Raw genomic sequence first — 26,749 nt, 5'->3', positions numbered from 1 at the left:
TATCCTGACTTTCTATCAGCATATGATAGATAGGAAAAAAAGGTTGGACGAAAACAGGGGGCGATACGCCGTTTTACTTGTACGCGATAAAAATACAATGACCCATGTACTCACTATATAACTGCATGAGCTGATAATGTGTTTGAAGCGTATCGTAATAGATGGGATCAATCGTTTGCGATAAATCCATTTCTGTGGTTGGTTCAAATTCCATGTCTTCCGGAAGAAGTGACATCGCTTCTGTTTTTTGAAAGCCATAGGATCTTAGGAGTTTATGCCATTCGCTTTCTTCATGTAAGCAAGTAAATCCGTAAAAATCCATCATTTGCTTCTTTTCTGCAGGGGGCATTGGTTTTTTTAAAGCAGCTTCGATACCAATCAGCATCCCGCTGGGTTTTAAAACTCTTGAAATTTCTTGAAGAGAGGATGTCAGGCGTGAAAAACTGAGGACCGATTCTGACAGGACGCAGGAAAAGGACTCAGAAGAAAACGGGAGATGTTCCAGCTCCGCCTGATATGCAGGGATGGCAAGCCCTTCATTCGCAAATCTTTTTTTCGCTTTCTCAAGCATAATAGGATCTTTATCAACGACTGTTACAGGATACAGCAAATGTCCTAAATAAGCCGCCGTTTGCCCTGTTCCGCATCCGGCATCAAGAATCGGCTGATCCGGAGAGGGTGCAGCCTTTTGCAAGACCGCTTTTGAAAAAGCCAGCCCGCCTGGGTGCGCCCCTGCGACACCGAATAAGGACAGCATTTCTAAATATCGGCTCAATATCGAATCCTCCTTTTTCCTTATCATATGTCGTATAAAGACATAGGTTTATGAAAAGCAAAAGAAGGGCGTTTCTCTTTCATTTCTGCTCCGAGTTGACGAATAAGAATTCGTCCATGATAATAATGTAAGAAGAAAAAGGTGGTGTTTAATTGAAACGGCAATTAAAACTGTTTTTTATTGTGCTGATCACTGCAGTTGTCGCTTCGGCGCTTACTTTATTTATTACGGGCAATTCCAGTATCCTGGGCCAAAAATCAGCAAGCACAGGAGACAGCAAGTTCGACAAATTAAATAAAGCGTATGAGCAAATCAAAAGTGATTATTACCAAAAAACAGATGATGACAAATTAGTAGACGGAGCAATTAAAGGAATGATTCAATCACTGGATGATCCGTATTCTACATATATGGATCAAGAGCAAGCGAAATCATTCGACGAGACGATTTCAGCATCTTTTGAAGGAATCGGAGCCCAAGTAGAGGAGAAAGACGGAGAAATCCTTATTGTATCCCCAATTAAAGGTTCACCTGCTGAAAAAGCCGGTATCAAACCGAGGGACCAAATCATTAAGGTAAATGGAAAAAGCGTAAAAGGCATGAATGTAAATGAAGCCGTCGCTTTAATCCGAGGCAAAAAGGGCACAAAGGTGAAGCTTGAACTGAACAGAGCGGGAGTGGGGAATATCGATCTTTCCATTAAGCGCGATACCATTCCTGTAGAGACTGTCTATTCAGAGATGAAAGACAACAACATCGGAGAAATTCAAATCACTTCTTTCTCTGAAACAACAGCTAAAGAGCTGACAGATGCGATTGACAGTTTAGAGAAAAAAGGCGCCAAAGGCTATATTTTAGACTTGAGAGGCAACCCGGGCGGCTTAATGGAACAGGCGATTACGATGAGCAACCTGTTCATTGATAAAGGGAAAAACATCATGCAGGTTGAATACAAAAACGGTTCAAAAGAAGTCATGAAGGCCGAAAAAGAACGGAAAGTGACCAAGCCGACCGTCGTTTTAGTAAATGACGGTACAGCAAGCGCAGCCGAAATTATGGCCGCTGCCCTTCATGAATCGTCAAACGTACCGTTAATCGGCGAGACGACATTCGGCAAAGGTACAGTACAAACGGCAAAAGAATATGATGATGGCTCTACCGTCAAACTGACAGTTGCCAAATGGCTGACTGCTGATGGCGAATGGATTCACAAAAAAGGCATCAAGCCTCAAGTGAAAGCAGAGCTGCCTGATTACGCGAAGCTGCCGTATTTGGACGCAGATAAAACGTACAAATCAGGTGATACAGGCACAAACGTCAAAGTGGCTCAGAAAATGCTCAAAGCACTTGGTTACAAGGTAAAGGTTAACAGTATGTATGACCAGGATTTTGTATCTGTCGTCAAACAGTTCCAGAAAAAAGAGAAGCTGAATGAAACAGGCATACTGACTGGCGATACAACAACGAAATTAATGATAGAACTTCAAAAGAAGCTGTCTGATAATGATACGCAAATGGAAAAGGCAATTGAAACACTGAAAAAAGAAATGTAAAAAAAACCATACGCGGCTGCCGCGTATGGTTTTTTTATGCGCCCTTTTGATTTGGATTAGCGTCTTGTTTTTTGCCAAATAAACCTTCAATGACAGGATTGGATCCCGCGTTTTTAACGAACAGCGGATTCAGGATGACCACAGCGATCATGTTGGCGGCCAATCCCCAGAATCCTTCATAAATGCCATGTGCGGATTGAGTGATATACACAATAAACGTTACCGCTAGGCCGGCTAATAATCCGATAACCGTTGCTTCTTTCGTTTGGTTTTTCCAGAACAGGCTGACAGCAATCGCAGGGAAGATTTGCACCATACCGGATACACCTAATAGCTGAAGTGTCACTAAGGCAGTCGGGAACAGCATTCCAAACAGCAGCGCAAGACCGATGACAACAAACACCATTGAACGTGTGACAAGAGTCAGCTTGCTTTGCGACACATTCGGATGAATCAAATCCCGGTATAGGTTGTTGGCGAATAAATTCGATGCGCCGATTGCCATAATGGAACAAGGTATTAATGAAGCAAGAGCGATAGTGGCATATGCAAAGCCTTGTGCCACGCCGCCGTAAGATGTTTGAATCAAATGCAGCAGCGCCAGCCTTGGATTTGTATCTTCCGGCAGAACAAGAAAGGCGATAAAGCCAAGAAAAATAACCAAAATTAACACGATATTATAAAGCGGCAAAAACATGCTGTTTTTTCTTACTGCATCAGCGCTTTTCGCCGTGAAAACACCTGTAGCGGCATGTGCCCACATAAAAAGTGCCAGAGCGGAAACAATAGATGCTGTGATAAACCAAGGAATGCCTTTTGGCCCTTCTGACGGTATCGTCAGCATTTGCGGCGCTTCCTTCACTAACGTGTCAATCATTGGCGTCCAGCCGTTAAAATGAATGAGAGGGAGGGACACCACCATAAACAGCATAATGACCCATACTAAAATGTCCTTAATGATGGCTGTATATGTGGGCCCTTTAATCCCGCTGAAGAATGTGTAAAGAGCAACAAGAATAAATGAAATGATCACAACGAATTTTACGTTAATATAGCCAGTGCCGGCAACCTGAAGCGTGTCTTGAATGCCGCTCAGCTGAAGGCATATGTACGGAATAAGCATGAGTACCCCAACGATGGCAACGAGGCTTGCCAAAAGCTTACTGTTAAAACGTTCCCGGGCATAATCCGCGAGTGTTGTTAATTTATGAATTTTCGCAACTTTCCAAAGTTTTGGCAAGAAGAAGTAGGCGATAAAGTAGGCCAACACAGAATAAGGAATGGCGAAAAATGCAACACTTCCGCCTGTAAAAGCAGTACTGGTCAACCCTAAGAAAGTATAGGCCGTATAAAGGTCAGCGCCTACTAAAAACCAGACGAGAAGACCGCCGAAGCGTCTGCCGCCGACAGACCATTCTTCCACAGAAGTACGTGAGGATTTGTCTCTTCCGGCGAGAAAGCCGATACAGACAACGGTTAAAACAATAATAGCAGTAATGAGAAGTGCAGTCAGATTCCCTTGCATTATTCAAGTCCTCCATCTTTTTTTTGCATCTGATAAATGCCAAACGAGCATAACGGCGTAACAATAATCCACAGCAGCAGCCAAAAGTGGAAAAACGGCAGGCCGAACATAATCGGTTCTATTCGATTCACAAGCGGCAAAAGCGCGAGCTGAACGAATGGCAAAAGAATGAGAATAACAATAAGTGCTTTTTTAACCATTTACTTTCCTCCTGAAACATGATAATGCTCACTATAATAGCAGTTGTAAGAAAAGATCACAAGATAATTATTAGAAAAAAATGATTTTTTCAATTATTTAATCAAAACACATGGTTTGCATCCTTTTCAATAAAGGTTTAAAATAATAAATATCTTGAAATCGAGATAAATAGGAGTGAGAAAATGAAAACAGAAGGATTGCACCATGTCACAGCATTCGCCAGAGATCCGCAAGAAAACTTGCGATTTTATACAGAAGTGCTTGGGCTCAGGCTCGTTAAAAAAACAGTAAACTTTGATGATCCCGGAACGTATCATTTTTACTTTGGGAATCAAAACGGAGATCCCGGTACAATAATGACCTTTTTTCCGTTCCAAGGAAGCGGACAGGGAACGGTAGGAAAAGGCCAAGCGGGCCGGGTGTACTTTTCAGTTCCCTCAGGCTCCCTGTCTTTTTGGAAGGAACGTCTTGAGAAAAGCGGGCTGAGCCTAGAGGAAAAAACGTTGTTTGGTGAAAAAGGTCTTATTTTTGATGATACAGAAGACCTTCCGCTGGCGATCATGGAGGATGCGAAAAGCGGCAAAAGCGAGTGGACGCCTGACGGGATCACAACAAATGAAGCAATTACGGGAATGAAAGGTGTGCTGCTATATTCCTACGACCCGCAGGCGACCATACAATTGTTAACGGAAAGCTTTGGATACACCAAAGTGGCCGAAGAAGACCAGATTGTCAGACTGGCATCTTCAGCGGCGGTCGGCGGTGTCATTGATGTCCATTTACATCCTGAAAAAAGAGGAGTCGGAGGATATGGTACGGTACACCATGTAGCGTTTCGGACTAAGAAAAAGGAACAGGCGAAATGGCTGCCGATTATTGCTGAAAACCATCTGCCTTCGTCAGAAATTCTCGACAGGGAATACTTTACATCAGTTTATTTTAGGGAGAAAGGCGGTATCTTATTTGAAATTGCCACAGATGAACCGGGCTTTATGACAGATGAAACGTTTGCTGAGCTAGGGACTTCCTTAAAACTGCCTGAATGGCTGGAGAAACATAGACAACAAATTACAGACATTTTACCTGAACTTTAAAAGGGGGAATTTATAATGAAGCATATTTATGAGAAAGGAACATCTGACAACGTACTTTTGCTGTTGCATGGCACGGGTGGTAATGAACACGATCTGCTTTCATTGGGGCGGTTTATAGACCCTGATGCCCATTTGCTTGGTGTCAGAGGATCGGTGCTTGAAAATGGAATGCCGCGATTTTTCAAACGTCTGAGTGAAGGAGTTTTTGATGAAAAGGATCTTGTGGTGCGGACAAGAGAATTGAAAGATTTTATCGACGAGGCTGCAGAAACGCATCAGTTTAATCGCGGCCGAGTGATTGCAGTCGGTTATTCAAACGGCGCAAACATTGCGGCAAGCCTGCTTTTTCATTATAAAGATGTGTTAAAAGGGGCTATTCTGCATCATCCAATGGTTCCGATTCGGGGTATCGAGCTGCCTGATATGGCGGGGCTCCCTGTTTTTATCGGTGCCGGGAAATACGATCCTCTTTGCACGAAGGAAGAATCAGAAGAGCTTTACCGCTATTTGCGTGACAGCGGGGCATCAGCCTCCGTTTACTGGCAGGACGGGGGCCATCAGCTGACTCAGCATGAAGCTGAACAGGCTCGTGAATGGTACAAAGAGGCGATTGTATAAAAAAACCTTAGTCCGGATTTCGGACTAAGGTTTTTCATATCCTTACAGCCAAGTTGATACTTTTGAAAGCGGCAGACGGTTGCTTTGATGCGCAGGCTTCACTGCTTTGCCGATTGAAATAAGCATAACCGGAACATAGCGCTCACTGATATCAAATTGCTTTTGGAACTGCTCTTTGTTAAATCCGCCGATTGCGCAAGTGTCATAACCTTTTGCTTTTGCGGCAATCATAAGCTGCATAGCAGCTAAAGAAGCATTTAAGAAAGCGGAATCACGTGCGAATTGCTCGCTTTGGTAAGCACCGTTGATTTGGCCGAGCAATGTTTGTTTGATTTCATCCGTAATATAGCCTTGGCTTGCTAATTCAGCATAAACTTCTTCACCGTTTTCATTTGCCTTTAAATCGCCTAAAATGGCAACAACAGCAGAAGACTCAACGATTTGTTTTTGATTATACGCTACAGGAAGAAGCTCCGCTTTTGATTCATCGCTGTGGAATACTGTAAAATGCCAATGCTGAAGGTTCCAAGCAGAAGGCGCTTTAGTGGCAAGGTCTAATAGCTCAGTCAGCTCCTCCTTAGAGATCGGGGCATTTGTATCATATTCCTTTACAGATGCACGTGCTTTTAAAACATCCAGAGTATTCGTCATAGTGTTTCCTCCTTCGGATAAACGTGGTATGATAATAGAAAAGTTAGAAGCTTACTAAATGTAACTTGAAAGATTATTGTAATGGATCATTGAATACATGTCAATCAATAGATGAAGGGATGAAGACTTATGGGAAATACGATGTGCCCTAAAATGGAATCCGCATTCTCATTGCTGGGAAAACGATGGAACGGTCTGATCATCCATGTGCTAATGGATGGGCCGAAACGGTTTAAAGAGATAACGGAAACAATACCGATGATCAGCCAAAAAATGTTGGCAGAGCGCTTGAAGGAGCTTGAACAAAACGAGATTGTCGAACGGCAGGTTCTCCCTGAAACGCCGGTCAAAGTCATCTACACGCTGACTGAAAAAGGAACAGCGCTTCAAGCTGTATTTCAAGAAATGCAGGCATGGGCCGATCAATTTTGCGAGCCTGGTGACACAGTGTGTGAAGAAGAGAAATAAGGAAAGCGGCACCTGAAAAAGAGCCTTTGTTTCCATGGTGAGTCATGTAAGTACGGTTCACACCCGTTTACATGACTTTTTATATTTGTCAGACTGATATTTCCGGATTGGCAAAAATGTCATGTGCATATGAAGGGGATATATAAAATAGGAAATGATCAATAAGCTATAACATCCAACCTATTGTAAATGGGGATTATGATGTATCTTATTATGCAAATCAGCAAAATTTTATATTTTCAGCCAAAACCCAGTCAGCTTCCAATTGGCATTTAAACCGGATATAAAAGGAGATCCAGGTTTTTCGTATTGCTGGATGCTTCTATACTGATGACTTCCGCATTTATGAAAAAAGAGAGAGCTTCTTTGGAGCTCTCTCTTCTTTTTTTTGTGGGGAGACGAAATCTTATAGTTTTCCATTCAAAAATTGCGCCTCACCGAGACCGAAACTCCAGTCTGCGTCACCATTCTCAGTAATAGATACCATGAGGTCGTCAGGGGAAATTTCGCATTTTTTTTCTAGCCTTTCAGCAAGCAGAGCATACAATTTTTCCTTTTGGCTTTCGGTTCTTGCTTTGCTTGTCATGCTAATGATGACCATATCCTTGGTTCTCTGAAACCCTAATCCCGCATCCTGGATTATAAGCTCGTTTGCGGGATGCTGATGGACAATTTGATAACGGTCTCTTTCCGGAACACCAAATGCTTCAACCATCGCTTGGTGAGCAGTATCTAATAACAATTGCAGCGATTTTTCATCACGGCCCTCAATTACATCAAAACGCAATAATGGCATGTGTACTCCTCCTCTTATGAAGTTGTTATCCGTCTGTTCTCATATTGTCTCATTTGCTTCCAGACAATGGAGAGATATAATGATTGGCAGTCAACTTTAAAAAACATAACATATAACCAAAAGTTAATCAACATATAACTAATAAATCATTGGGTTAGGCGGTAGGTAATCGAGACAAGCTCATAAAAACGATTGACAGTCATTGATTAGGAGATTAGTATGAACATATTAGTTGATCAAAAGATAACAATCATATAACCAAGACGTTTTTAGTTATTAATGAAAGCGCTTTCTGTTCATCTAGGCATGAAAAGCGCCAAAACATTGTCGCGAGAATCATATAAAACACTTTTGGAGGGGTACCATGCCGATTTTAATTGTAGCTGTCGGAGTGCTGATTCTGTTATTTCTCATTATTAAAGTAAAATTAAATACCTTTGTCTCACTGATTGTCGTTTCATTTTTAGTAGCCATCGGACTTGGAATGGATATCAATAAAATTGTTCTTTCAATTGAGACTGGAATTGGCGGGCAGCTGGGGCATTTAGCTTTAGTGTTTGGACTTGGCGCGATGCTTGGGAGGCTTGTCTCAGATGCTGGGGGCGGCTACCGGATCGCCATTACGCTGATTGACAAATTCGGGAGGAAACGAATACAGGCGGCGGTTGTGGTTGCCTCTTTTATCATCGGGATTGCCCTATTTTTTGAAGTCGGTCTTGTTCTGTTGATACCGATTGTTTACGCGATTGCTAAAGAATTAAAAATGCCTTTTCTGTATCTGGGAATCCCGATGGCCGCCGCCTTAAATGTTACTCACGGATTTTTGCCCCCGCATCCTGCTCCAACTGCTATCTCAGTTGCATATGGTGCCCATATTGGCCAGGTGCTGCTTTTTGGAATCATCATCGCTGTTCCGACAACTGTGATTGCCGGGCCTTTATTTAATAAATTTGCGATGAAACGGTTTCCTGGTGCGTATCAAAAGCATGGAAACCTATCGGGGTTAGGACCAAGGAAAGAATTTCAGCTGGATGAAACACCGGGCTTTGCGATCAGTGCTGTCACGTCTTTATTCCCGGTTATCTTTATGGCAATGGCAACAATTTTTTCTTTATTATTGAGTGAACATTCAAAAGGAAAAGACATTATAGAATTTATCGGCACTCCGGGAACGGCAATGCTCATTTCGCTGTTGCTTGCACTCTATACGATGGGATATGCCCGTAAAATATCTATGCAGGAAATCGGCAGATCTATTTCAGAATCAATTTCGCAAATTGCGATGATGCTGCTCATCATAGGAGGGGGAGGAGCGTTTAAACAGGTGCTGATTGACGGCGGAGTCGGCGATTATGTCGCTGATTTTTTCCGTCAAACAAACATGTCGCCGCTATTCGTTGCATGGACCATCGCCGCGGTTCTGCGTCTGTGTCTAGGCTCTGCTACCGTGGCTGCGCTTACCACAGCGGGAATGGCAGCTCCGCTTATGGAGGCTGGCAGTGTAAACCCTGCGTTAATGGTGCTTGCAACAGGAGCCGGCAGTGTCATTGCGTGTCATGTAAATGATGCAGGATTTTGGATGGTAAAGGAATTTTTCGGCTTGAGCATGAAAGAAACATTTCAAACCTGGACGCTGCTTACAACAGTTCTTTCGGTTACAGGGCTCGGCTGTGTGTTATTGGCAGGGCTTGTGATGTAACAATCATAGACAGTCCGTAGCCCAATCGTTTTTCTTCCTTGCTGAATACTTTACGTATAGGCAGACATAAAGGAGGAAAAAATCATGTACCCTCATCATTCGTATTTACGCGGAATCCCAGGTCCAGCCGGATATCCGGCGCGTAGTCCTTTTTTGTTTGGCGCTCCTCTAGTCGGCGGTTTATTAGGCGGTTTTCTCGGGAGTGCGCTGTTTAACTATTCTCGTCCCTATGCCTATCCTCCTGGCCCTTATGGATATGGAGGCGGACCGTACGGTTTTGGTGCCGGCGTGCCATACGGGGGATATCCCGGCTTCTATTAATAAAAAACGGCCTGCATCGATTGCAGGCCGTTTTTTATCGGATGATTTCTACCTCGGACATATTGTAGTCTTGCTGCTTTTGAAACATGACTTCCAGAAGGCCATCCTTATAGACGGCTTTTGTTCCTTTGCGTTTGACTAAACAAGGAAGGTTTACTTTTTTCGGATGATCTGCTCTTGGGAGGTTTTCCAACCATAATTCGTGAGATGTGTGTTTGATTCTCACTTGTTCCAGCCATTCTTCGCTGATTGGCACCTTTACAAACACATGGTCTGCTGTTTCGAATATATCAATATCAGGTTTGACATCAGGTTTTGCATCAGGTTTGGCGGGATGTTCTTTTTGGGGGAGAGGATCGCGGAAAGGAAATTGAGCCGCATAATCACTGCCGAACACACTTTCCATCACACGATTGACATACGTTTCAACTTCTTTCGGATCAGCTTTTTTTAATGCTTCTTTAGAAAATTGATTGTGGAAAGGAAAGTACTTGTTCCACTCAAACATTGTCTTCACATCCTTTCTTCACGGACAAAATAGTATATGCCCACCAGATCTTTCACGTGATATAATATAAGATGCTCTAAAGAAAGGCAGGGATATCAATGCAACATGCAGAAACAAAAAAAGGCGTTATTTACACAGCCGTTTCATTTATCATGTGGGGCCTGTTTCCGCTCTATTGGAAGCTTCTCGAACAGCTGCCGGCTCTTGATATTTTGGCTCATCGTATTATATGGTCTTTTGTTTTTATGTGTATCGTACTTTTTTTCTTGCGGCAATGGAAAATAGGATGGCAGGAGTTGCGCTCTCTGAAAAAGAACGGAGGGATCCTCTCTTTATTTCTTGCTTCTATCCTGATTTCGATCAACTGGTTTGTATACATATGGGCTGTCAACCATGGCTTTTTGCTTGAGGCTAGTCTTGGCTATTACATTAATCCGCTTGTATCAGTGCTCCTTGGGATTTTATTTTTAAAGGAAAAACTGAATCGCCTGCAATTAGTGGCCGTTTCGATTGCGGCAGCCGGTGTCATCATCTCGGCGTTCCAATACGGCTCCATTCCTTATGTTGCGCTTCTGCTCGCATTCAGCTTTGGGCTGTACGGGTTAAGCAAAAAAAGAACAAGCCTGCCGAGCGCCATCGGTTTAACGCTGGAAACATTCATGATTATGCCCATTGCATTGGGGTATTTGCTGTTCAGCGGACATGTTCAGCCAGCGGGTGCAGAAAGCGGAGGGACGTGGCTGCTTCTCTTTTTGGCCGGTGTGTTTACGGCTTTGCCGCTCTTATTGTTTGCGGAAGGAGCGAAACGGCTGCCACTGTATCAAGTCGGTATCTTACAATATATTGCGCCGACCATTACCCTGCTGATCGGGCTGTTTGTTTACCATGAGCCATTTTCAAGCTCGAAGGCTTTTACATTCAGCTGTATATGGGCTGCGCTGCTCTTGTTTACGTTTTCACAAGTGAAGTGGAAACGGGCGTCAAAAAGCCATTGAGGCCTTTGGCTTTTCAGCTGATGCATATATTATGTATAATCATTTCATGTATGTAAGACATAAAGGAGCAAGACGATGGACAATGATAAAGAGATAGTGAAAGCCTATGCTTCACTTTGGAATAACCGATCTCTCGCACATGATGACGCAGAAGCGGTAGCAGAGGCGATTGATCTTGAGCTCTTGGATAAACGAACACATCCAAGACTCCGAAAACCGATGCTGGAAAAATATTTTGCCGCGATTCAGCGCATTGTGAATTCACAGCTCGAACCGGCTGTGAAATATCAGCTGGTCAAATTACATACAGAACGTGCAGAGTATTTAAAAGAAGAAAGAGGGGAGCAATCATGAAAGCGATCATAAAAGAAGATGTGCAAGCATCTTTAGAACGATATGCGGACCGCCCTGTATATATCCATTTAGAAACCACCACAGGTTCTTATTCAGCGCACTTAAATGAAAAGAACATGACGGTTGTTGCGTATATTCGCAATGCAAAAGTCACTTATCATCAGGCAAAAATCAAAGGCAACGGGCCTTACCGCGTTGGCTTGAAAACAGAAGAAGGCTGGATTTATGCTGAAGGCTTGACTGAATACACGGTAGATGAAGAAAACCGTTTATTAATGGCGGGACACCTGCCGGGCGGTAAACTGGCTATTTCTCTGCAAATCAGCGAAAAACCGTTCACAGTTTAAAGAAAAGGGTGAATAATAATGAAAGAACATGTACTAGTAATCCTGCCTCACCCTGATGATGAATCATATGGAGTGGCAGGCCTCATTGCCTTAAACAGAAAAAAAGACATTCCCGTTACGTATGCCTGCGCCACTTTAGGTGAAATGGGCAGAAATATGGGCGATCCATTTTTCGCGAATCGGGAAACGTTGCCGCTGCTAAGAAAACAAGAGCTCATCAACGCTTGCAAAGAAATGGATATCAATGACCTTCGGATGCTTGGACTCCGTGACAAAACGCTCGAATTTGAAGACGATGAGTATTTAGCTGATATCATGGAAGAGATCATAGATGATGTAAAACCAAGTTTAATTGTCACATTTTATCCCGGACACGGTGTGCACCCTGACCATGATGCATGCGGGGAAGCGGTTATCCGTGCATTATACCGCAAAAAGAAAGAAGACCGTCCGCGTACAATCTGCATGGCCATTACCCGCAACAGAGAAGAGGTTCTCGGCGAAGCTGATGTCGTACTTGATATCAAAGAAGTAGCTGATATTAAAATGAATGCGTTAAGAGCTCACCGCACACAAACAGAAGGCATGCTCAGAGAGCTTGAAGAGAAATTGAAAAATAATGAACCTGTTATGGCAACATGGTTTGAAGAAGAAATATATTGGACGTATCAATGGAATGATTAATCAAAAAGGTATAAGGCCTTAAGCCTTATACCTTTTTTAATTTTAAGTCCGATGCAATAGCTGAAGCGAGAGTGGATCTCAAGGAAATACCTTCGAAAGACAAACCTAGCTGAACCGCTGTTTGCGCGATTTCCGGACGGATTCCAGACAAAGTTGAAGAAACACCGATTAAACGAAGCGCCTCAATCAGACTGAACAGCTGATGGGCAACCATCGTATCAATCACAGCTACTCCTGACAAATCAATATACAGTTGTGTCACCTTTTTTTTCGCACATTGATGCAGTGTGTTTTCCATAATCAGCTTGGCGCGGACTGTATCAATATCTCCGATTAAAGGCAGCAGTCCGACGCTGTGAAACAGCACGATGACCGGAGCGCTCAATTCAGTAATCATATCTTTTTGGGCCTGAAGCTGAAGGCTTGTGTTTTTGTACATTTCTTCTATAAAAATATGAATCACAAGATCAAACGCTTTTATAAGGGCGTGATACAGGTCTTCGGCTTCTTCGCTTTTCACAGTATTCTGATTGAGATGGACAAATTCTTTCACATAAGAAACATATAAATCTCTCACTCTGACAAACTCCCGAATAATATAGTGGATAGGAGTTTTTAAATGCTCTTGATCCTGTGTGACTTCAAAGGCCCATTCTTTCAGTATAGGCAAGTATACGTCCTCATCATCTATAAAAATACGGTTTATTTTATAGTTAAAGGCAAGATTCTGGCTCTTTAAATTGTGAATGACAACAGGGTCTGTTGAGGCATAAATGGAATTGGGATCAGTCTCCTCGATTGTTTCATACCATGTTGAACTGATGGTTTCCGCATGCTGGGAAAGATACTCGAATAATTTTTTGTTTTTTGCCATGATTGATCACCTCTTTTAAATGTGTTGTTTTTGCGAATAACGTTTTTGCAGTTTTGCCAGCCTGAAAAACAGCCCAACTGCTCCGGCGGCGAGTCCCGCTATTAATCCAATCCAATAGCCGAATGCACCGAGGCTTGTAAACGTACCGACCATATAACCGACCGGAAGGCCAATGACCCAGTAAGAGACAAAAGCGGCCGCAAGCGTATAGTTCACATCTTTGTACCCTCTGAGTGCTCCCTGGATCGGTGCGGCAACAGCATCGGAAAGCTGAAAAAATAGCGCATAAATTAAAAAGTGCTGTGTCAGCCGGAGCACATCGGGGTCAGAAGTGTACATGCCCGCAATTTGCTCTCTGAATAAAAGGATACAGGCGGCAGTGAACAAAGAAAAGCCGATCGCCATCATGATGCCGATTAAGCTATATGAGCGTGCATCCTTAAAACGGGCTGCACCCGCTTCAAATCCGACAACAATTGTTAGAGCCATGGACACGCTAAGCGGCAGCATATATAAAAGAGACGCAAAATTCATGGCTGCCTGGTGGGACGCGATGGTCACTGTATGAAAATGGCTCATGAGAAGCGTGACAGCTGCGAAAATGCTCGTTTCAAAAAACACGGCGAACCCAATAGGCAGCCCGATTTTGAGCAAATTTTTGCATGCTTTCCAAGAGAACTTATACATGGTAAGAAAAATCCCGTATTCAGAAAACGGTGCGTTTTTATGAATAATGAAAAAACTGATGATGCATATACACCAGTAAGTTAACGCGGATGCCAGTCCCGCGCCTACACCTCCAAGTGCCGGCATTCCGAACTTCCCGAAGATAAATACATAATTCAATACAAAATTGATTGGAAGAGAACTGAGTGTAATCATCATGGTGACTCTCGTTTTTCCTAATGAGTCGATGAATGATCTCAACACGGTGTAAACAAATAAAGGGAAAATTCCCAGTGATAAAAAGCCTAAAAAGTGTTTAGCAATCTGATGCACGTGAATATCAAGGTTCAATCGGCCAAGAATAAGGTCAACTGCAGCATATCCAATCACTAAAACGGCGATGCTAAGAAGCGCGGCCACGTATACAGCTTGTAAAACAGTAAAGGGAATCTTCTGTTTTTTCTCTGCACCTAATAACTGAGCGACAATCGGGGTGACCGCCATTAATATACCTGCAAGTCCTGTGTAAACAGGGGTCCAAAGGCTTGAGCCAATGGCGACACCAGCTAAATCAGCGGGGCTGACTTTCCCTGACATCACAGTATCTAGAAAAGTGATCAGAGAAAGCCCCGCTTGGGTAATGAATATCGGTATTAAAATGTGCAAGAGCTGTTTGATTTTTTCCCGGGCGTTTTGAGTTTCTTTCATACATTGATCTCCGTTTCTTTTTCATAACGAGAGAAATTATAACATTTTATGTATAAAAAGCAATGAACGCCGGGCCTATTCTTTTTTTGTCGGTTTCGTTTTTCTAAACATTTGGGCATAAATAAAAGAAAGCGAAATCACGCCTAAAAAGGTGCAAATATACTGAATGATTCTTTCGATTTCCATTCTTTACATCCCTCCTTTACCAATAGAATGTGCATCAATAAGATAAGCATTCGTGAAAAGTTGGAAATTTAAACAGGAGATGAAGGCTATGCGCTATGAGCAGATATCAGAAAATGCGTTCAAGGGGAAAATACAGGTGTACTTAGAGCAAATATTAGGTGATGCATCTCTAATCTTGAAAACGCTTCACGAAAAAGACCAGTGTCTCCTTTGTGAATTAGATGATTTGGGGCACGTTTTTCAGGACATGCAGGGGATTGCATCCTCCTTTTATTTGCAATCATACATTGAGGAATTTACGCCGGCATTTATTGAGCTGGCCAAGGCGATTAAAGCCTTATCGGAACATAAGCATGGAGCTTTAATTGTGATTGAAAGAGCAGACCCGGTTGAACGTTTTATTCAAAAAGGCACCTCCCTACACGCCGAGATCAGCTCTTCATTAATTGAAAGCATCTTTTTTCCCGGAAACCCTCTTCATGACGGCGCTTTATTAGTGAGGGAAAACAAACTCGTGTCAGCAGCCAATGTGCTCCCGCTGACGACGAAGGAAGTGGATATCCATTTGGGAACCCGGCACCGGGCGGCTCTTGGTATGTCGGGCTATACGGATGCACTGGTGCTCGTGGTTTCAGAGGAAACAGGGAAGATGTCGTTTGCCAAAGACGGTGTATTATATCCGTTAATTTCACCAAGAACGTAAAAATAATAAAAAGGGCCTGATTAAGAATCCTATCATGAGACAAAATGACTGAATTCGCATCTTTATTAAAGCATTCGCTTCAAGCTGAATGCTTTTTGTCTTGAAGACAGGGAATATAAACTGGTAGAAAAGTTATATATGATGAATATTAATTAAGTGAAATACTTTACCTGTTTATGCATTTATAGTACCGTATAAAATATTACATAAATTCTCAAAGGAAGGGTGCTGCCGCATGGCTAATGTATTAATGATCGGTTTCCCCGGTGAAGGGCATATTAATCCCTCTATCGGTGTGATGAAGGAGCTGAAATCCCGGGGAGAAAACATTACGTACTACGCAGTGAAGGAATATAAAGAAAAAATCACAGCTCTTGATATAGAGTTTCGTGAGTATCATGATTTCAGAGGAGATTACTTCGGGAAAAACGCAACCGGCGATGAAGAAAGAGATTTCACAGAAATGCTCTGCGCTTTTTTGAAAGCCTGTAAGGATATCGCGACTCATATTTATGAGGAAGTCAAACATGAATCGTATGATTATGTCATATATGATCACCATCTTCTCGCGGGTAAAGTCATTGCCAACATGCTGAAGCTGCCAAGATTTTCATTGTGTACAACCTTTGCGATGAATGAGGAATTTGCGAAGGAAATGATGGGAGCGTACATGAAAGGATCACTTGAAGATTCGCCTCATTATGAATCATACCAGCAGCTTGCAGAAACGTTAAATGCTGATTTTCAAGCAGAGATCAAGAAGCCATTTGATGTTTTTTTAGCTGATGGTGACTTGACAATCGTCTTTACATCAAGGGGATTTCAGCCACTGGCTGAGCAATTTGGCGAGCGATATGTATTTGTCGGTCCTTCCATTACAGAAAGAGCCGGAAACAATGATTTCCCATTTGATCAGATTGACAATGAAAACGTGCTGTTTATTTCAATGGGAACCATTTTTAATAATCAAAAGCAGTTTTTTAATCAATGCCTTGAAGTGTGTAAGGACTTTGACGGTAAAGTTGTGCTTTCCATCGGCAAGCATATTAAAACAAGTGAGTTAAACGACATTCCGGAGAATTTCATTGTACGCCCGTATGTCCCTCAGCTTGAGATCTTGAAAAGAGCCAGCTTATTTGTGACCCACGGCGGAATGAACAGCACAAGTGAAGGTTTGTATTTTGAAACCCCGCTCGTTGTCATTCCGATGGGAGGCGACCAATTTGTTGTCGCAGATCAGGTAGAAAAAGTCGGCGCAGGAAAAGTAATTAAAAAGGAAGAATTGTCTGAAAGCCTACTGAAAGAGACGATACAAGAAGTAATGAATAATCGTTCGTATGCTGAAAAGGCAAAAGAAATTGGACAATCACTGAAAGCGGCAGGCGGCTCTAAAAAAGCAGCCGACAGCATTCTTGAAGCTGTAAAACAAAAAACTCAATCAGCAAATGCATAGTGTAAAAGCCTGTTCTTATCGAAAGAACAGGCTTTTTGCCATTTCATAAGAATGCAGAGGAAGGGATTTGACACGCCGATAGAGAATTGATTAGAAAAATAGACAAGAAAGGAGGAGAAACTGCTTCGTTCATCAATAGAAAACCATCATTTTTACCCTCGCTTAAATAGTTCCTTAGACTTTCGAAAAACATATCGTGCTTATGTAAAATGTTAGATGTTTATTTGAAGGTTTAAAGGTCGAACGATGCTGAAAATGCTGCGCCAAATGTTTGAAAAGGGTTTAACTTGCTGAAAAATTGACGATAAAACAGTTGTGTGCCATTTTTGGAAACAAAATACTAGCTGTTTTTGCAAAAAAACAGTTTAGGAGGTTGAATGAATGAAAAAGAAGATTGTAGCCGGCTTGGCTGTTTCTGCAGTTGTTGGGTCGTCGATGGCCGCAGCACCCGCGGAAGCAAAAACGATAAAAGTAAAAAGCGGTGACTCTCTTTGGAAACTTTCCCGCCAGTATGATACGACAATATCAGCTCTGAAATCCGAAAACAAATTGAAATCAACGGTGCTTTATGTCGGACAAAGTCTTAAGGTTCCTGAAAGCAGCAAAAAAAGCACGACATCCCCATCTAATTCAAGCAAAACATCAACATACACAGTTGCATATGGTGATTCCCTATGGATGATTGCTAAAAATCATAAAATGAGTGTTTCTGAGCTTAAAAGCTTAAACAGCCTGAGCAGTGACCTGATTCGTCCGGGGCAAAAGCTTAAGATCAAAGGGACAAGCAGTTCAAGCGGATCAAATGGATCAAAGAAAAACAGCGGTTCCAATTCTTCAGGTTCTTCAAAAAGTACATATACGGTCAAGCTTGGTGACTCACTGTGGAAAATCGCAAACAGCTTAAATATGACTGTAGCCGAATTAAAAACCTTAAATGGCTTAACATCAGATACACTTTATCCTAAACAGGTGCTCAAAATAAAAGGAAGCAGTTCACCTAAGAACGGAAACAGCGGTTCCAAAAAGCCGTCAAACTCCAATCCCTCAAAAACAACGACGTACAAGGTAAAAGCAGGCGATTCGCTGTGGAAAATTGCAAATCGGCTCGGAGTCACTGTCCAAAGCATCCGTGATAAAAACAATTTATCATCGGATGTGTTGCAAATCGGGCAGGTTCTGACTATTTCGGGAGCATCAAAATCTAATCCTTCAAATCCGACAAAGCCAACAAAGCCAAAAGATAACTCAGGGTCAAACATTCAAATAGGTTCGAAGATTGACAGAATGATAACGGAAGCGAAAAAATATGTCGGAGTGCCTTACCGATGGGGCGGAAACACGCCTGCCGGTTTTGATTGCAGCGGCTTCATTTATTACCTCATTAATAATGTATCATCTATATCAAGATTGAGTACGGCAGGGTATTGGAATGTCATGCAGAAAGTCAGCCAGCCGTCAGTAGGAGACTTTGTCTTCTTTACCACATATAAATCCGGCCCGTCTCACATGGGGATTTATCTAGGCGGCGGTGATTTTATTCATGCAAGCTCATCGGGCGTCGACATTTCCAATCTCAGCAATTCGTATTGGAAACAGCGGTACTTGGGCGCAAGAAGTTATTTTTAAAAATGAGTATGACAAAAAGCCTTTTATAGGCTTTTTTGTTTATACCAGACAATGATTGACCACACTGTTAGAAAAAACAAGGGGGAGACAGTATGCACCGTCTCTTGCTGTTGATGATGCTGACGGCACTGGGAGTTGCCGGATGCGGACAAAAAAAACCTCCAGACCCTCCTAACCGGGTGCCGGAAAAAAAAGTGGTTGAAACGTCAGCGTTTGGTCATCATGTCCAGCTGGTCAATCGTGAAGGGAAAGCAGTCGGTTTTATAGAGATCAAAGAATCAGATGATGAAGGCCTCGATATTCATATTTCCGCAAACAGCCTGCGTCCAGGTGCTTCTCTCGGTTTTCATATTTATGAGAAAGGTTCTTGTGTCAGGCCGGATTTTGAATCAGCGGGCGGTCCCTTTAATCCACTGAACAAAGAACACGGCTTTAATAATCCGATGGGGCATCATGCCGGAGATCTGCCGAACCTTGAAGTCGGTGCTGATGGAAAGGTAGATGTCATAATGAATGCGCCTGACACTTCACTGAAAAAAGGAAGTAAACTAAATATTCTCGACGAGGACGGAAGTGCATTTATTATTCATGAACAAGCGGACGATTATCTGACAAACCCAAGCGGCAATTCCGGTGCGCGTATTGTCTGCGGAGCCCTTTTGGGAAATAACGAGAAGCAGTAATATCATCCAGGCCCTTTTGTATTGAGCATACAGGGGCTTTTTTAGTATACTCGTTAATGGAATATGAATAGGAAAGGGAATCTGTCTATGACAACTCAACTACAGCACTTAACATTGCCGGAAGATATACAACAAAAGCTTTTATCATATAAAGAGCAGCCTATTTCCCCAGAGTTTCAATCGCTTATAGGAACATCAGGCTATGAGGCGGAGGATGAAGCCATTTTATTTGACGCCATTATTGCATTAGCCATGGGGAAAAATGTCCTGCTGAAAGGGCCTACAGGTTCAGGAAAAACAAAGCTGGCAGAAACATTGTCCAGCTATTTTCATAAACCGATGCACAGCGTCAACTGTTCAGTCGACTTGGACGCTGAGGCATTGGTCGGTTATAAAACGATTGAAAATCAATCTGGCCAGGCAACAATCGAGTTTGTTTCAGGACCTGTTACAAAGGCAATGAAGGAAGGCCATTTTCTTTATATAGATGAAATCAATATGGCGAAGCCGGAAACACTGCCTATTCTAAACGGTGTATTAGATTACAGAAAAATGATGACAAATCCGTTTACAGGCGAGGTCATACGGGCTAAAAGCGGTTTCGGAGTCATTGCAGCCATCAATGAAGGCTATGTCGGAACTGTTCCTCTGAATGAAGCGTTGAAAAACCGTTTTGTCATCATTGATGTGCCTTATATTAAAGGCGAGCTGCTGAAACAAGTGCTCATGTCTCAGTCAGCCTTGAAAGACGAGAAATTGATTGACAGATTTATCACGCTTTCCTCTGACTTGATCGTTCAGGCCAATAACGGACAGGTGTCTGAAGAAGCGGCATCCATCAGAGCTTTAATCGATACATGTGATTTAGCTGCTTATATTCCGCCGCGTCGTGCCATTGAGCGGGGAATTGTAGAAAAGCTTGATGATGATCGGGAAAAAGCGGCTGTCCGAAATATTGCAGAAACTCTGTTTGAATGAGGGGGCTGCGATGAAATTTATCAAATTTAACGACAGCACGATTGATTCATTTTTATTTATGATGCTGACTGATTTGGCCAAAACACTCACCAAGAGTGAAGCGGTAGAAGTGGAGTATGGCGTTCAGTCCTATTACAATCCATTTGAAAAGAAAATCTATATGAGCCACTTTTGGAAAGACAGGGCAGCTGAGGACATGGAAGCGGGTCTGAAAAGCGACGTCTACCTGCGTTCAGTCGGAACAAGATATAGCTCGCTGCATGAGTTTGCGAACTTTTTGAATGATATCCATCGCCATCTTACGTTTAAAAGTTTTGCCAAGCAGCTCTTTATGCTGCTTGAAGACATTAGGATCGAAGAATGCATCAAACGTGAGCGCCCGGGTACGAAACATGTATTTGCGAAGCGAAAAGACATGTACAGAAAACATTTCTCAACCCAGCTGACCTTAAATTTGGAACGAAGCATTTTTACCGATGCGCTCTTTTGCGCGATCTATTTCAAGCTCACAGCGGAATCGCCGCTCGAGACCCTTCCATCCATGCGTGAAGATATCGATCTGATGCGCCCGTTTATTGAGCAGCAGCTCTTGCGTGTGTATGAAGCAGATTCGACACGGCAGGTTCTGAAAATTGTTGAGGACCTCATGGACGGACTTGAAGAGGTACTCGATAAAGACATGTTGAACACCTACTTCTTTTTGCCTGAGCTTGATTACGCAAAAGCTGCAGAACAGCCGTTATTTGAAGAAGAGAAAAAAGCGCCGAAGCTGAGTGATGACATCACGCTTCCAAAACAATCAGACGGTGATGAGGATATCCATGAAGAAGAAATGCCGACATGGCACCGGGAAACAGAAGCACCGTCTAAAAGCTTCCTTCAATTTGATATTGAACACGGCGCAAAATCAGATTTAGGAAAAGATGCTTCAAGGGAAGGCGACGATGGAGATCAGGCCCTTGGCTCTGTTCAAGGATCAGCCAGACAAACGAAACGGAAAGACTATTCCAAGCTGGAAGCGCTGGAGTCCCAAAAAGACCAGCCGAACGGAGCGGGTATGGCTGACGGCAAAGAAAATAAATATGCATTTCCAATTTATAAAGAACCGCAGCCGGCAACCAGTGAAGAAGAGCTTTCTTATAAACAGCAGGCAAAAACGATTGAATCGTATCAAAAGCGTTTGAAACAAATGATTCAAAAAACGCTGGAGCATAAAAAAACATTGCCGAGAACAGACCTTCATGCCGGGAGACTGAACAATAAGCTTCTTCGTTACTTCACTGAGCGAAATCCGCGCCTGTTCTACAAAAAGCAAGAACCATCTTCAGAAATCGACGCAGTTTTTACATTGCTGGTCGATTGTTCCGCCAGCATGTTCGACAAAATGGACGAAACAAAACGAGGAATCGTGCTGTTTCACGAAGCGTTGAAATCGGTAGCGGTTCCGCATCAGATTGTCGGTTTTTGGGAGGACACAAATGATGCAACCGAAAAAAGCCAGCCAAACTATTTCAATACGGTTATTCCCTTCCAATCATCATTAAGACAAGATTCTGGACCGGCCATTATGCAGCTTGAGCCAGAAGAAGATAACCGTGACGGGTACGCAATTAGGCAGATGACGAAAAAAATGCTGCATCGCAGCGAGGCGCAAAAGTTCTTAATTGTTTTCTCAGATGGAGAGCCGGCCGCATTTGGCTACGAACAAAATGGGATCGTTGATACAAGTGAGGCGGTTATCGAAGCCCGAAAAAGAGGAATAGAAGTGATAAATGTTTTTCTCTCCAACTCAGAAATAGAAGAATCGCAAATGAAGACGATCCAGGATATGTACGGAAAATTCAGTATATTTGTCCCGGATGTTGATCAGCTACCGGATGTTTTGTATCCGCTGCTGAAAAAACTGCTTCATAAAAGCATAGGATAGCCCTTAATCCTATGCTTTTTGGCGTTTGTTTTTTCGAATGATTAAATTTTTTGTTTTTTATAAAGGTTTTTTACTATTTTGTGAACAATCAAGGTAGAATCAAATTGCAAACAGTGGTAAAATATCGTTGGAAGCGTTTTTATTACATAATTTTGGACACAGCGTTCGAAAGTTATTTCAAGATAGTGAATCAATCACTTGATTATTTAAGTTGGGGGTAATATTCAAATGTTTCAAAATAGTATGAAACAACGAATGAATTGGGAAGATTTTTACGGTCCGAACCTCGGCTATGCGCTGGAGCTTTACGATCAGTATACCCAGGATCCGAACAGCATTGACCCGGATTTGAAGGAAATGTTCGACGAGCTCGGTGCTCCGCCAAGCGATATAAAAGAGGCCTCGGGAACAAAAGAAAAGGGACGTGTTACAGCCGATCTGATTCAAAAGATCGCATCCGCAGTCAGACTTGCAGAAGATATCCGAACCTATGGCCATTTGAACGCTTCCGTCAATCCGCTCAGAAAGGATGAGAAAAAGAGCGAACTTTTTCCATTATCCGATTACGGGCTAACAGAAGAGGAAATAAAAGCAATACCTGCGTCTGTCATCTGCAAAGACGCTCCTAAAAACATTTCGAACGGTTTAGAAGCCATTCAGTATTTACGAAATACGTATAAAAGAACCATCTCTTTTGAATTTGACCATGTGCATGACTTCAAAGAGCGCGAGTGGCTGACAAGAAAGATTGAATCTGGCGAGCTGTTCCAGAAGAACTCAGCTGAAAAGCTGTCAGCTGTGCTGGAAAGATTGACAGAAGTAGAGGGCTTTGAGCAGTTTTTGCACCGCACATTCGTCGGGCAGAAGCGCTTTTCCATTGAGGGTCTGGACGCTCTTGTTCCAGTGCTTGATGACATTATTGCACAATCTGTCAAATCAGGCACGACAAGTGTCAACATCGGGATGGCGCACAGGGGACGCCTGAATGTCTTGGCACATGTGCTCGGCAAACCGTATGAAATCATCTTCTCTGAATTCCAGCATGCGCCGAACAAAGATCTTGTACCGTCTGAGGGATCCATTGGAATCAGCTACGGATGGACGGGGGATGTCAAATACCATTTGGGGGCGAATCGGGAGCTTCAAGACGCTGAAACAAAATCAGCGCGCATTACGTTAGCGAACAACCCGAGCCACTTGGAATTTATCAATCCGATTGTTGAAGGCAGCACAAGAGCGGCACAGGAAACGCGAACACAAAGCGGATACCCGGTACAAGATGAAACAAAATCGCTGGCCATTTTAATCCATGGAGACGCTGCATTCCCTGGGGAAGGAATTGTAGCTGAAACATTGAATTTAAGCTCTTTAAAAGGGTATCAAGTAGGCGGTGCGATTCATATTATCGCCAATAACATGATCGGATTCACAACAGAAAGCGCTGAATCCAGATCGACAAAATATGCCAGCGACCTGGCCAAGGGTTATGAAATTCCGATTGTTCACGTGAATGCGGACGATCCTGAAGCTTGTCTTTCAGCTGTTAAGTTTGCGGTCGAATACCGAAAAACATTCAACAAGGATTTTCTGATTGATTTGATCGGGTACAGACGCTATGGACACAACGAAATGGATGAACCGTCAACCACTCAGCCAATGCTGTATGATGCTGTCAGAAAGCATCCGACCGTCAAACAAATTTTCGCTGAAAAGCTGGTAAAAGAAGGCGTGGTTACCGAGGAAGTCGTTCAAAACATCGAAAAATCGGTAACGAAGCGCATTGAGGATGCATATCAGAAAGTTCCGTCTAAAAAGGAACACACTGCTTGTGAAATTGAACTTCCAGAGCCTGTATCAAACGGTTTCCCAGATGTGGACACTTCGATTGATTTTGATGTGCTCCGCAAGCTGAATGGCGAATTGATCAACTGGCCGGAGTCATTTAATGTTTTCGGCAAGCTAAAGCGCATTTTAGAAAGACGCGCCAAGGCGTTCGATGATGACAGAAAAGTGGAATGGTCTTTGGCAGAATCACTCGCGTTTGCTTCAATTTTGAAAGACGGAACACCGATTCGTTTAACAGGACAGGATTCCGAGCGCGGAACGTTCGCCCAAAGAAACCTTGTGCTTCATGACAGTGAGACGGGCAAAGAATTTGTGCCGCTTCATCACTTATCTGACTGCAGCACATCATTTGCTGTTCATAACAGCCCGCTGTCTGAAGGATCGGTTCTCGGTTTTGAATACGGCTATAACGTGCATTCACCGGAAACGCTTGTTTTGTGGGAAGCACAGTACGGAGATTTTGCCAACGCTGCTCAAGTGTATTTTGACCAATTTATTTCTGCCGGACGCGCGAAATGGGGCCAAAAATCCGGATTAGTCATGCTGCTCCCGCACGGTTACGAGGGACAGGGGCCTGAGCACTCAAGCGGAAGAATTGAGCGATTCCTGCAGCTTGCAGCGGAAAACAACTGGACGGTTGCCAACCTGACAAGCGCGGCACAGTATTTCCATATTTTAAGAAGACAGGCTAAAATGCTGCTTCGTGAAGAAATCAGACCGCTCGTCATTATGACGCCGAAGAGCCTTCTTCGCAACCCAAATACGGTGTCGGAAGTGCAGGAGCTCAGCGAAAGCCGCTTCCAGCCTGTTTATGAACAGTCGGGACTTTCTCATGACTATGAAAAAGTAACCAGACTTGTATTATCCAGCGGTAAAGTGTCTATAGACATTAGCGATCATTTTAATAAGTTAGAAGACGGTAAAGAGTGGCTTCACATTGCGAGAATCGAACAGCTGTATCCATTCCCGGCAAAAGGAGTCAAAGAATTATTTGCAAAACTTCCGAACCTGAAAGAAATCGTTTGGGTGCAGGAAGAGCCGCAGAACATGGGGGCTTGGGGTTATATCAGCCCGTATTTGACAGAGATTGCACCAGAGGGAGTAAGCGTTCAATATATTGGACGAAGAAGACGATCCAGCCCTGCAGAGGGAGATCCGACAGTTCATAAAAAAGAACAGGAACGTATTGTATCTGATAGCTTGACTCGCAAAAACTAAGGGGGAAATGAAAAAATGGCGGAAATTAAGGTACCTGAATTAGCAGAATCAATCTCAGAAGGAACAATAGCCCAATGGTTAAAGCAGCCTGGTGACTATGTAGAACAGGGTGAATATCTGCTTGAACTAGAAACGGATAAAGTGAATGTTGAATTGACAGCAGAAGAATCGGGTGTACTTCAAGAGGTATTGAAAGATTCGGGTGATACCGTCCAGGTCGGAGAAATTATCGGTACGATTTCAGAAGGCGCGGGTGAAAGTTCTGCCCCTGCTCCTACAGAGAAAACAGAAAGCAAGGAAAGCGTAAAAGAAGAGAAACAGGCTGAACCAGCTGCACAAGAGGTGAGCGAGGAAGCACAATCTGAAGCAAAATCAAGAACGATCGCTTCTCCGTCGGCCCGTAAGCTTGCGAGAGAAAAAGGAATTGACCTGTCTCAAGTTCCAACTGGAGATCCGCTTGGAAGAGTGCGCAAGCAGGATGTCGAAGCGTACGAAAAACCGGCATCAAAACCGGCTCCTCAGCAAAAGCAGCAGCCTCAGGCTCAAAAAGCACAGCAAAGCTTTGACAAACCTGTTGAAGTGCAAAAAATGTCACGCCGCAGACAAACGATTGCAAAACGCCTTGTAGAGGTACAGCAAACATCAGCGATGCTGACTACATTTAATGAAGTGGACATGACGGCTGTCATGAATCTCAGAAAACGCCGCAAAGATCAATTTTTTGAGCAAAATGAAGTGAAGCTCGGCTTTATGTCTTTCTTCACGAAAGCGGTCGTGGCTGCATTGAAAAAATATCCGCTGTTGAATGCAGAAATTCAAGGCGATGAGTTGATCGTTAAAAAATTCTACGATATCGGAATCGCTGTTGCTGCTGATGAAGGTCTTGTCGTTCCGGTTGTACGGGATGCGGATCGCCTGACATTTGCAGGAATCGAAAAAGAGATCGGCGAGCTTGCGAAAAAAGCAAGAAACAATAAATTAACCCTTAGCGAGCTTCAGGGAGGCTCCTTCACGATTACAAACGGAGGGACTTTCGGTTCATTGATGTCAACTCCAATTTTAAACAGCCCGCAAGTCGGTATACTGGGCATGCATAAGATTCAGCTGCGCCCTGTAGCCATTGATGAAGAGCGTTTCGAAAACCGTCCGATGATGTATATCGCTTTATCTTATGATCACCGAATTGTAGACGGTAAAGAAGCGGTTGGTTTCCTCGTGACAATCAAAAATTTACTGGAAGATCCTGAACAGCTTTTATTAGAAGGATAATAAAAAAGGGTACATCACGATAAA

At 43.1% G+C, this 26,749-nt stretch carries 26 protein-coding genes; 18 read left to right on the top strand and 8 right to left on the bottom strand.

Annotated elements, in window-relative coordinates:
* Nucleotides 1-73: 73 nt before the first annotated feature.
* Nucleotides 74-775 carry a putative S-adenosylmethionine-dependent methyltransferase gene (gene yodH / locus BSU_19600; RefSeq protein NP_389841.1) on the bottom strand — a complete coding sequence of 234 codons (702 nt, stop codon included), beginning with the start codon at nt 773-775 and terminating at the stop codon, nt 74-76.
* A gap of 152 nt (nt 776-927) precedes the next feature.
* On the opposite strand from yodH, the gene ctpA reads away from it, so the two are divergent.
* Nucleotides 928-2,328, top strand: a complete 1,401-nt coding sequence (gene ctpA / locus BSU_19590; protein NP_389840.1) for a carboxy-terminal processing protease (Prc homolog, tail specific protease) — start codon at nt 928-930, stop codon at nt 2,326-2,328.
* A 34-nt stretch (nt 2,329-2,362) separates the two neighbouring features.
* Here the strand turns inward: ctpA and yodF are convergent, their stop codons facing one another.
* Nucleotides 2,363-3,853, bottom strand: coding sequence for a putative Na+/metabolite permease (yodF, locus tag BSU_19580; RefSeq protein NP_389839.1), 1,491 nt, complete (start codon nt 3,851-3,853; stop codon nt 2,363-2,365).
* Nucleotides 3,853-4,053 carry a hypothetical protein gene (yoyD, locus tag BSU_19579; protein YP_003097742.1) on the bottom strand — a complete coding sequence of 67 codons (201 nt, stop codon included), beginning with the start codon at nt 4,051-4,053 and terminating at the stop codon, nt 3,853-3,855. The genes yodF and yoyD overlap by 1 nt, the downstream gene beginning before the upstream one ends.
* A gap of 183 nt (nt 4,054-4,236) precedes the next feature.
* Between yoyD and yodE the strand changes: the two genes are divergently transcribed.
* Complete coding sequence (gene yodE, locus BSU_19570) at nt 4,237-5,148, top strand: putative thiol-dependent lyase/dioxygenase (protein NP_389838.1); 912 nt, start codon at nt 4,237-4,239, stop codon at nt 5,146-5,148.
* Between the two features lie 15 nt (nt 5,149-5,163).
* A complete protein-coding gene (gene yodD / locus BSU_19560) occupies nt 5,164-5,766 on the top strand; it encodes a putative hydrolase (RefSeq protein NP_389837.1) in 603 nt (200 codons plus the stop codon).
* 42 nt (nt 5,767-5,808) lie between these two features.
* On the opposite strand, the gene noxC is transcribed toward yodD, so the two are convergent.
* Nucleotides 5,809-6,417, bottom strand: a complete 609-nt coding sequence (noxC, locus tag BSU_19550; RefSeq protein NP_389836.1) for a water forming NADH oxidase (nitroreductase) — start codon at nt 6,415-6,417, stop codon at nt 5,809-5,811.
* A 129-nt stretch (nt 6,418-6,546) separates the two neighbouring features.
* Between noxC and arxR the strand changes: the two genes are divergently transcribed.
* Nucleotides 6,547-6,885: a transcriptional repressor gene (arxR, locus tag BSU_19540; protein ID NP_389835.1), complete on the top strand. Its 339-nt coding sequence runs from the start codon at nt 6,547-6,549 to the stop codon at nt 6,883-6,885.
* A 406-nt stretch (nt 6,886-7,291) separates the two neighbouring features.
* Here arxR and yodA read toward each other — a convergent pair whose 3' ends face one another.
* Complete coding sequence (yodA, locus tag BSU_19530) at nt 7,292-7,681, bottom strand: putative tautomerase (RefSeq protein ID NP_389834.1); 390 nt, start codon at nt 7,679-7,681, stop codon at nt 7,292-7,294.
* Between the two features lie 364 nt (nt 7,682-8,045).
* Here yodA and yojA point away from each other — a divergent pair, with 364 nt between their 5' ends.
* Together yojA and yojB are read left to right on the top strand one after the other, a co-directional pair.
* On the top strand, nt 8,046-9,380 hold the full coding sequence (gene yojA, locus BSU_19520) for a putative H+/anion permease (protein ID NP_389833.1): 1,335 nt from the start codon (nt 8,046-8,048) through the stop codon (nt 9,378-9,380).
* 84 nt (nt 9,381-9,464) lie between these two features.
* Nucleotides 9,465-9,701: a hypothetical protein gene (yojB, locus tag BSU_19510; protein NP_389832.1), complete on the top strand. Its 237-nt coding sequence runs from the start codon at nt 9,465-9,467 to the stop codon at nt 9,699-9,701.
* 34 nt (nt 9,702-9,735) lie between these two features.
* Here yojB and gerT read toward each other — a convergent pair whose 3' ends face one another.
* Nucleotides 9,736-10,209: a component of the spore coat gene (gene gerT, locus BSU_19490; protein ID YP_054583.1), complete on the bottom strand. Its 474-nt coding sequence runs from the start codon at nt 10,207-10,209 to the stop codon at nt 9,736-9,738.
* Between the two features lie 98 nt (nt 10,210-10,307).
* On the opposite strand from gerT, the gene yojE reads away from it, so the two are divergent.
* The 4 genes from yojE to bshBB all read left to right on the top strand — a co-directional run bounded on the left by yojE (nt 10,308) and on the right by bshBB (nt 12,589).
* On the top strand, nt 10,308-11,204 hold the full coding sequence (gene yojE, locus BSU_19480; protein NP_389830.2) for a putative N-acetylated toxic metabolites: 897 nt from the start codon (nt 10,308-10,310) through the stop codon (nt 11,202-11,204).
* 75 nt (nt 11,205-11,279) lie between these two features.
* The gene (yoyC, locus tag BSU_19479; RefSeq protein YP_003097741.1) at nt 11,280-11,558 is read left to right on the top strand and encodes a hypothetical protein; all 279 of its coding nucleotides are present in this window, start codon (nt 11,280-11,282) and stop codon (nt 11,556-11,558) included.
* The gene (yojF, locus tag BSU_19470) at nt 11,555-11,905 is read left to right on the top strand and encodes a conserved protein of unknown function (bacillithiol synthesis operon) (RefSeq protein NP_389829.1); all 351 of its coding nucleotides are present in this window, start codon (nt 11,555-11,557) and stop codon (nt 11,903-11,905) included. The genes yoyC and yojF overlap by 4 nt, the downstream gene beginning before the upstream one ends.
* 18 nt (nt 11,906-11,923) lie before the next feature.
* Nucleotides 11,924-12,589, top strand: coding sequence for a malate N-acetylglucosamine deacetylase (second enzyme) (gene bshBB / locus BSU_19460; protein YP_054582.2), 666 nt, complete (start codon nt 11,924-11,926; stop codon nt 12,587-12,589).
* A gap of 25 nt (nt 12,590-12,614) precedes the next feature.
* Here the strand turns inward: bshBB and rsbRC are convergent, their stop codons facing one another.
* On the bottom strand, nt 12,615-13,463 hold the full coding sequence (gene rsbRC / locus BSU_19450) for a co-antagonist of RsbT; component of the anxiosome (stressosome) (RefSeq protein NP_389827.1): 849 nt from the start codon (nt 13,461-13,463) through the stop codon (nt 12,615-12,617).
* Nucleotides 13,464-13,478: 15 nt separating this feature from the next.
* Nucleotides 13,479-14,837 (bottom strand): Na+-driven efflux MatE family protein, encoded by a 1,359-nt coding sequence (mdtK, locus tag BSU_19440; protein ID NP_389826.1) that lies wholly within the window; start codon nt 14,835-14,837, stop codon nt 13,479-13,481.
* Nucleotides 14,838-15,102: 265 nt separating this feature from the next.
* On the opposite strand from mdtK, the gene cdaS reads away from it, so the two are divergent.
* The 8 genes from cdaS (at nt 15,103) to odhB (ending at nt 26,725) form a co-directional block, all read left to right on the top strand.
* The gene (gene cdaS, locus BSU_19430; RefSeq protein ID NP_389825.3) at nt 15,103-15,726 is read left to right on the top strand and encodes a spore diadenylate cyclase; all 624 of its coding nucleotides are present in this window, start codon (nt 15,103-15,105) and stop codon (nt 15,724-15,726) included.
* 235 nt (nt 15,727-15,961) lie between these two features.
* On the top strand, nt 15,962-17,179 hold the full coding sequence (yojK, locus tag BSU_19420) for a putative YDP-glycosyltransferase (RefSeq protein ID NP_389824.2): 1,218 nt from the start codon (nt 15,962-15,964) through the stop codon (nt 17,177-17,179).
* 381 nt (nt 17,180-17,560) lie between these two features.
* The gene (gene cwlS / locus BSU_19410) at nt 17,561-18,805 is read left to right on the top strand and encodes a peptidoglycan hydrolase (cell wall-binding d,l-endopeptidase) (RefSeq protein NP_389823.1); all 1,245 of its coding nucleotides are present in this window, start codon (nt 17,561-17,563) and stop codon (nt 18,803-18,805) included.
* Nucleotides 18,806-18,897: 92 nt separating this feature from the next.
* Nucleotides 18,898-19,488, top strand: a complete 591-nt coding sequence (sodC, locus tag BSU_19400; protein NP_389822.1) for a superoxide dismutase (exported lipoprotein) — start codon at nt 18,898-18,900, stop codon at nt 19,486-19,488.
* Nucleotides 19,489-19,551: 63 nt separating this feature from the next.
* The gene (gene yojN, locus BSU_19390; RefSeq protein NP_389821.1) at nt 19,552-20,466 is read left to right on the top strand and encodes a putative nitric-oxide reductase associated protein; all 915 of its coding nucleotides are present in this window, start codon (nt 19,552-19,554) and stop codon (nt 20,464-20,466) included.
* Nucleotides 20,467-20,476: 10 nt separating this feature from the next.
* Nucleotides 20,477-22,393, top strand: a complete 1,917-nt coding sequence (yojO, locus tag BSU_19380) for a putative activator of nitric oxide reductase (protein ID NP_389820.2) — start codon at nt 20,477-20,479, stop codon at nt 22,391-22,393.
* Nucleotides 22,394-22,621: 228 nt separating this feature from the next.
* A complete protein-coding gene (gene odhA, locus BSU_19370; protein ID NP_389819.3) occupies nt 22,622-25,456 on the top strand; it encodes a 2-oxoglutarate dehydrogenase (E1 subunit) in 2,835 nt (944 codons plus the stop codon).
* Between the two features lie 15 nt (nt 25,457-25,471).
* Entirely contained in the window at nt 25,472-26,725 is a 1,254-nt protein-coding gene (odhB, locus tag BSU_19360) for a 2-oxoglutarate dehydrogenase complex (dihydrolipoamide transsuccinylase, E2 subunit) (protein NP_389818.2), read from the top strand.
* Nucleotides 26,726-26,749: the final 24 nt, after the last annotated feature.

Source organism: Bacillus subtilis subsp. subtilis str. 168, from assembly GCF_000009045.1.
Taxonomy (GTDB): domain Bacteria; phylum Bacillota; class Bacilli; order Bacillales; family Bacillaceae; genus Bacillus; species Bacillus subtilis.
The sequence above is the reverse complement of the archived record's forward strand: the minus strand, read 5'-3'. Positions and strand labels throughout refer to the sequence as shown.

Coding starts and splice junctions, on each gene's coding strand:
- yodF (NP_389839.1), bottom strand. CDS start 3,853: ATGCAAGGGAATCTGACTGCACTTCTCATTACTGCTATTATTGTTTTA.
- yoyD (YP_003097742.1), bottom strand. CDS start 4,053: ATGGTTAAAAAAGCACTTATTGTTATTCTCATTCTTTTGCCATTCGTT.
- yodE (NP_389838.1), top strand. CDS start 4,237: ATGAAAACAGAAGGATTGCACCATGTCACAGCATTCGCCAGAGATCCG.
- yodD (NP_389837.1), top strand. CDS start 5,164: ATGAAGCATATTTATGAGAAAGGAACATCTGACAACGTACTTTTGCTG.
- noxC (NP_389836.1), bottom strand. CDS start 6,417: ATGACGAATACTCTGGATGTTTTAAAAGCACGTGCATCTGTAAAGGAA.
- arxR (NP_389835.1), top strand. CDS start 6,547: ATGGGAAATACGATGTGCCCTAAAATGGAATCCGCATTCTCATTGCTG.
- yodA (NP_389834.1), bottom strand. CDS start 7,681: ATGCCATTATTGCGTTTTGATGTAATTGAGGGCCGTGATGAAAAATCG.
- yojA (NP_389833.1), top strand. CDS start 8,046: ATGCCGATTTTAATTGTAGCTGTCGGAGTGCTGATTCTGTTATTTCTC.
- yojB (NP_389832.1), top strand. CDS start 9,465: ATGTACCCTCATCATTCGTATTTACGCGGAATCCCAGGTCCAGCCGGA.
- gerT (YP_054583.1), bottom strand. CDS start 10,209: ATGTTTGAGTGGAACAAGTACTTTCCTTTCCACAATCAATTTTCTAAA.
- yojE (NP_389830.2), top strand. CDS start 10,308: ATGCAACATGCAGAAACAAAAAAAGGCGTTATTTACACAGCCGTTTCA.
- yoyC (YP_003097741.1), top strand. CDS start 11,280: ATGGACAATGATAAAGAGATAGTGAAAGCCTATGCTTCACTTTGGAAT.
- yojF (NP_389829.1), top strand. CDS start 11,555: ATGAAAGCGATCATAAAAGAAGATGTGCAAGCATCTTTAGAACGATAT.
- bshBB (YP_054582.2), top strand. CDS start 11,924: ATGAAAGAACATGTACTAGTAATCCTGCCTCACCCTGATGATGAATCA.
- rsbRC (NP_389827.1), bottom strand. CDS start 13,463: ATGGCAAAAAACAAAAAATTATTCGAGTATCTTTCCCAGCATGCGGAA.
- mdtK (NP_389826.1), bottom strand. CDS start 14,837: ATGAAAGAAACTCAAAACGCCCGGGAAAAAATCAAACAGCTCTTGCAC.
- cdaS (NP_389825.3), top strand. CDS start 15,103: ATGAAGGCTATGCGCTATGAGCAGATATCAGAAAATGCGTTCAAGGGG.
- yojK (NP_389824.2), top strand. CDS start 15,962: ATGGCTAATGTATTAATGATCGGTTTCCCCGGTGAAGGGCATATTAAT.
- cwlS (NP_389823.1), top strand. CDS start 17,561: ATGAAAAAGAAGATTGTAGCCGGCTTGGCTGTTTCTGCAGTTGTTGGG.
- sodC (NP_389822.1), top strand. CDS start 18,898: ATGCACCGTCTCTTGCTGTTGATGATGCTGACGGCACTGGGAGTTGCC.
- yojN (NP_389821.1), top strand. CDS start 19,552: ATGAATAGGAAAGGGAATCTGTCTATGACAACTCAACTACAGCACTTA.
- yojO (NP_389820.2), top strand. CDS start 20,477: ATGAAATTTATCAAATTTAACGACAGCACGATTGATTCATTTTTATTT.
- odhA (NP_389819.3), top strand. CDS start 22,622: ATGTTTCAAAATAGTATGAAACAACGAATGAATTGGGAAGATTTTTAC.
- odhB (NP_389818.2), top strand. CDS start 25,472: ATGGCGGAAATTAAGGTACCTGAATTAGCAGAATCAATCTCAGAAGGA.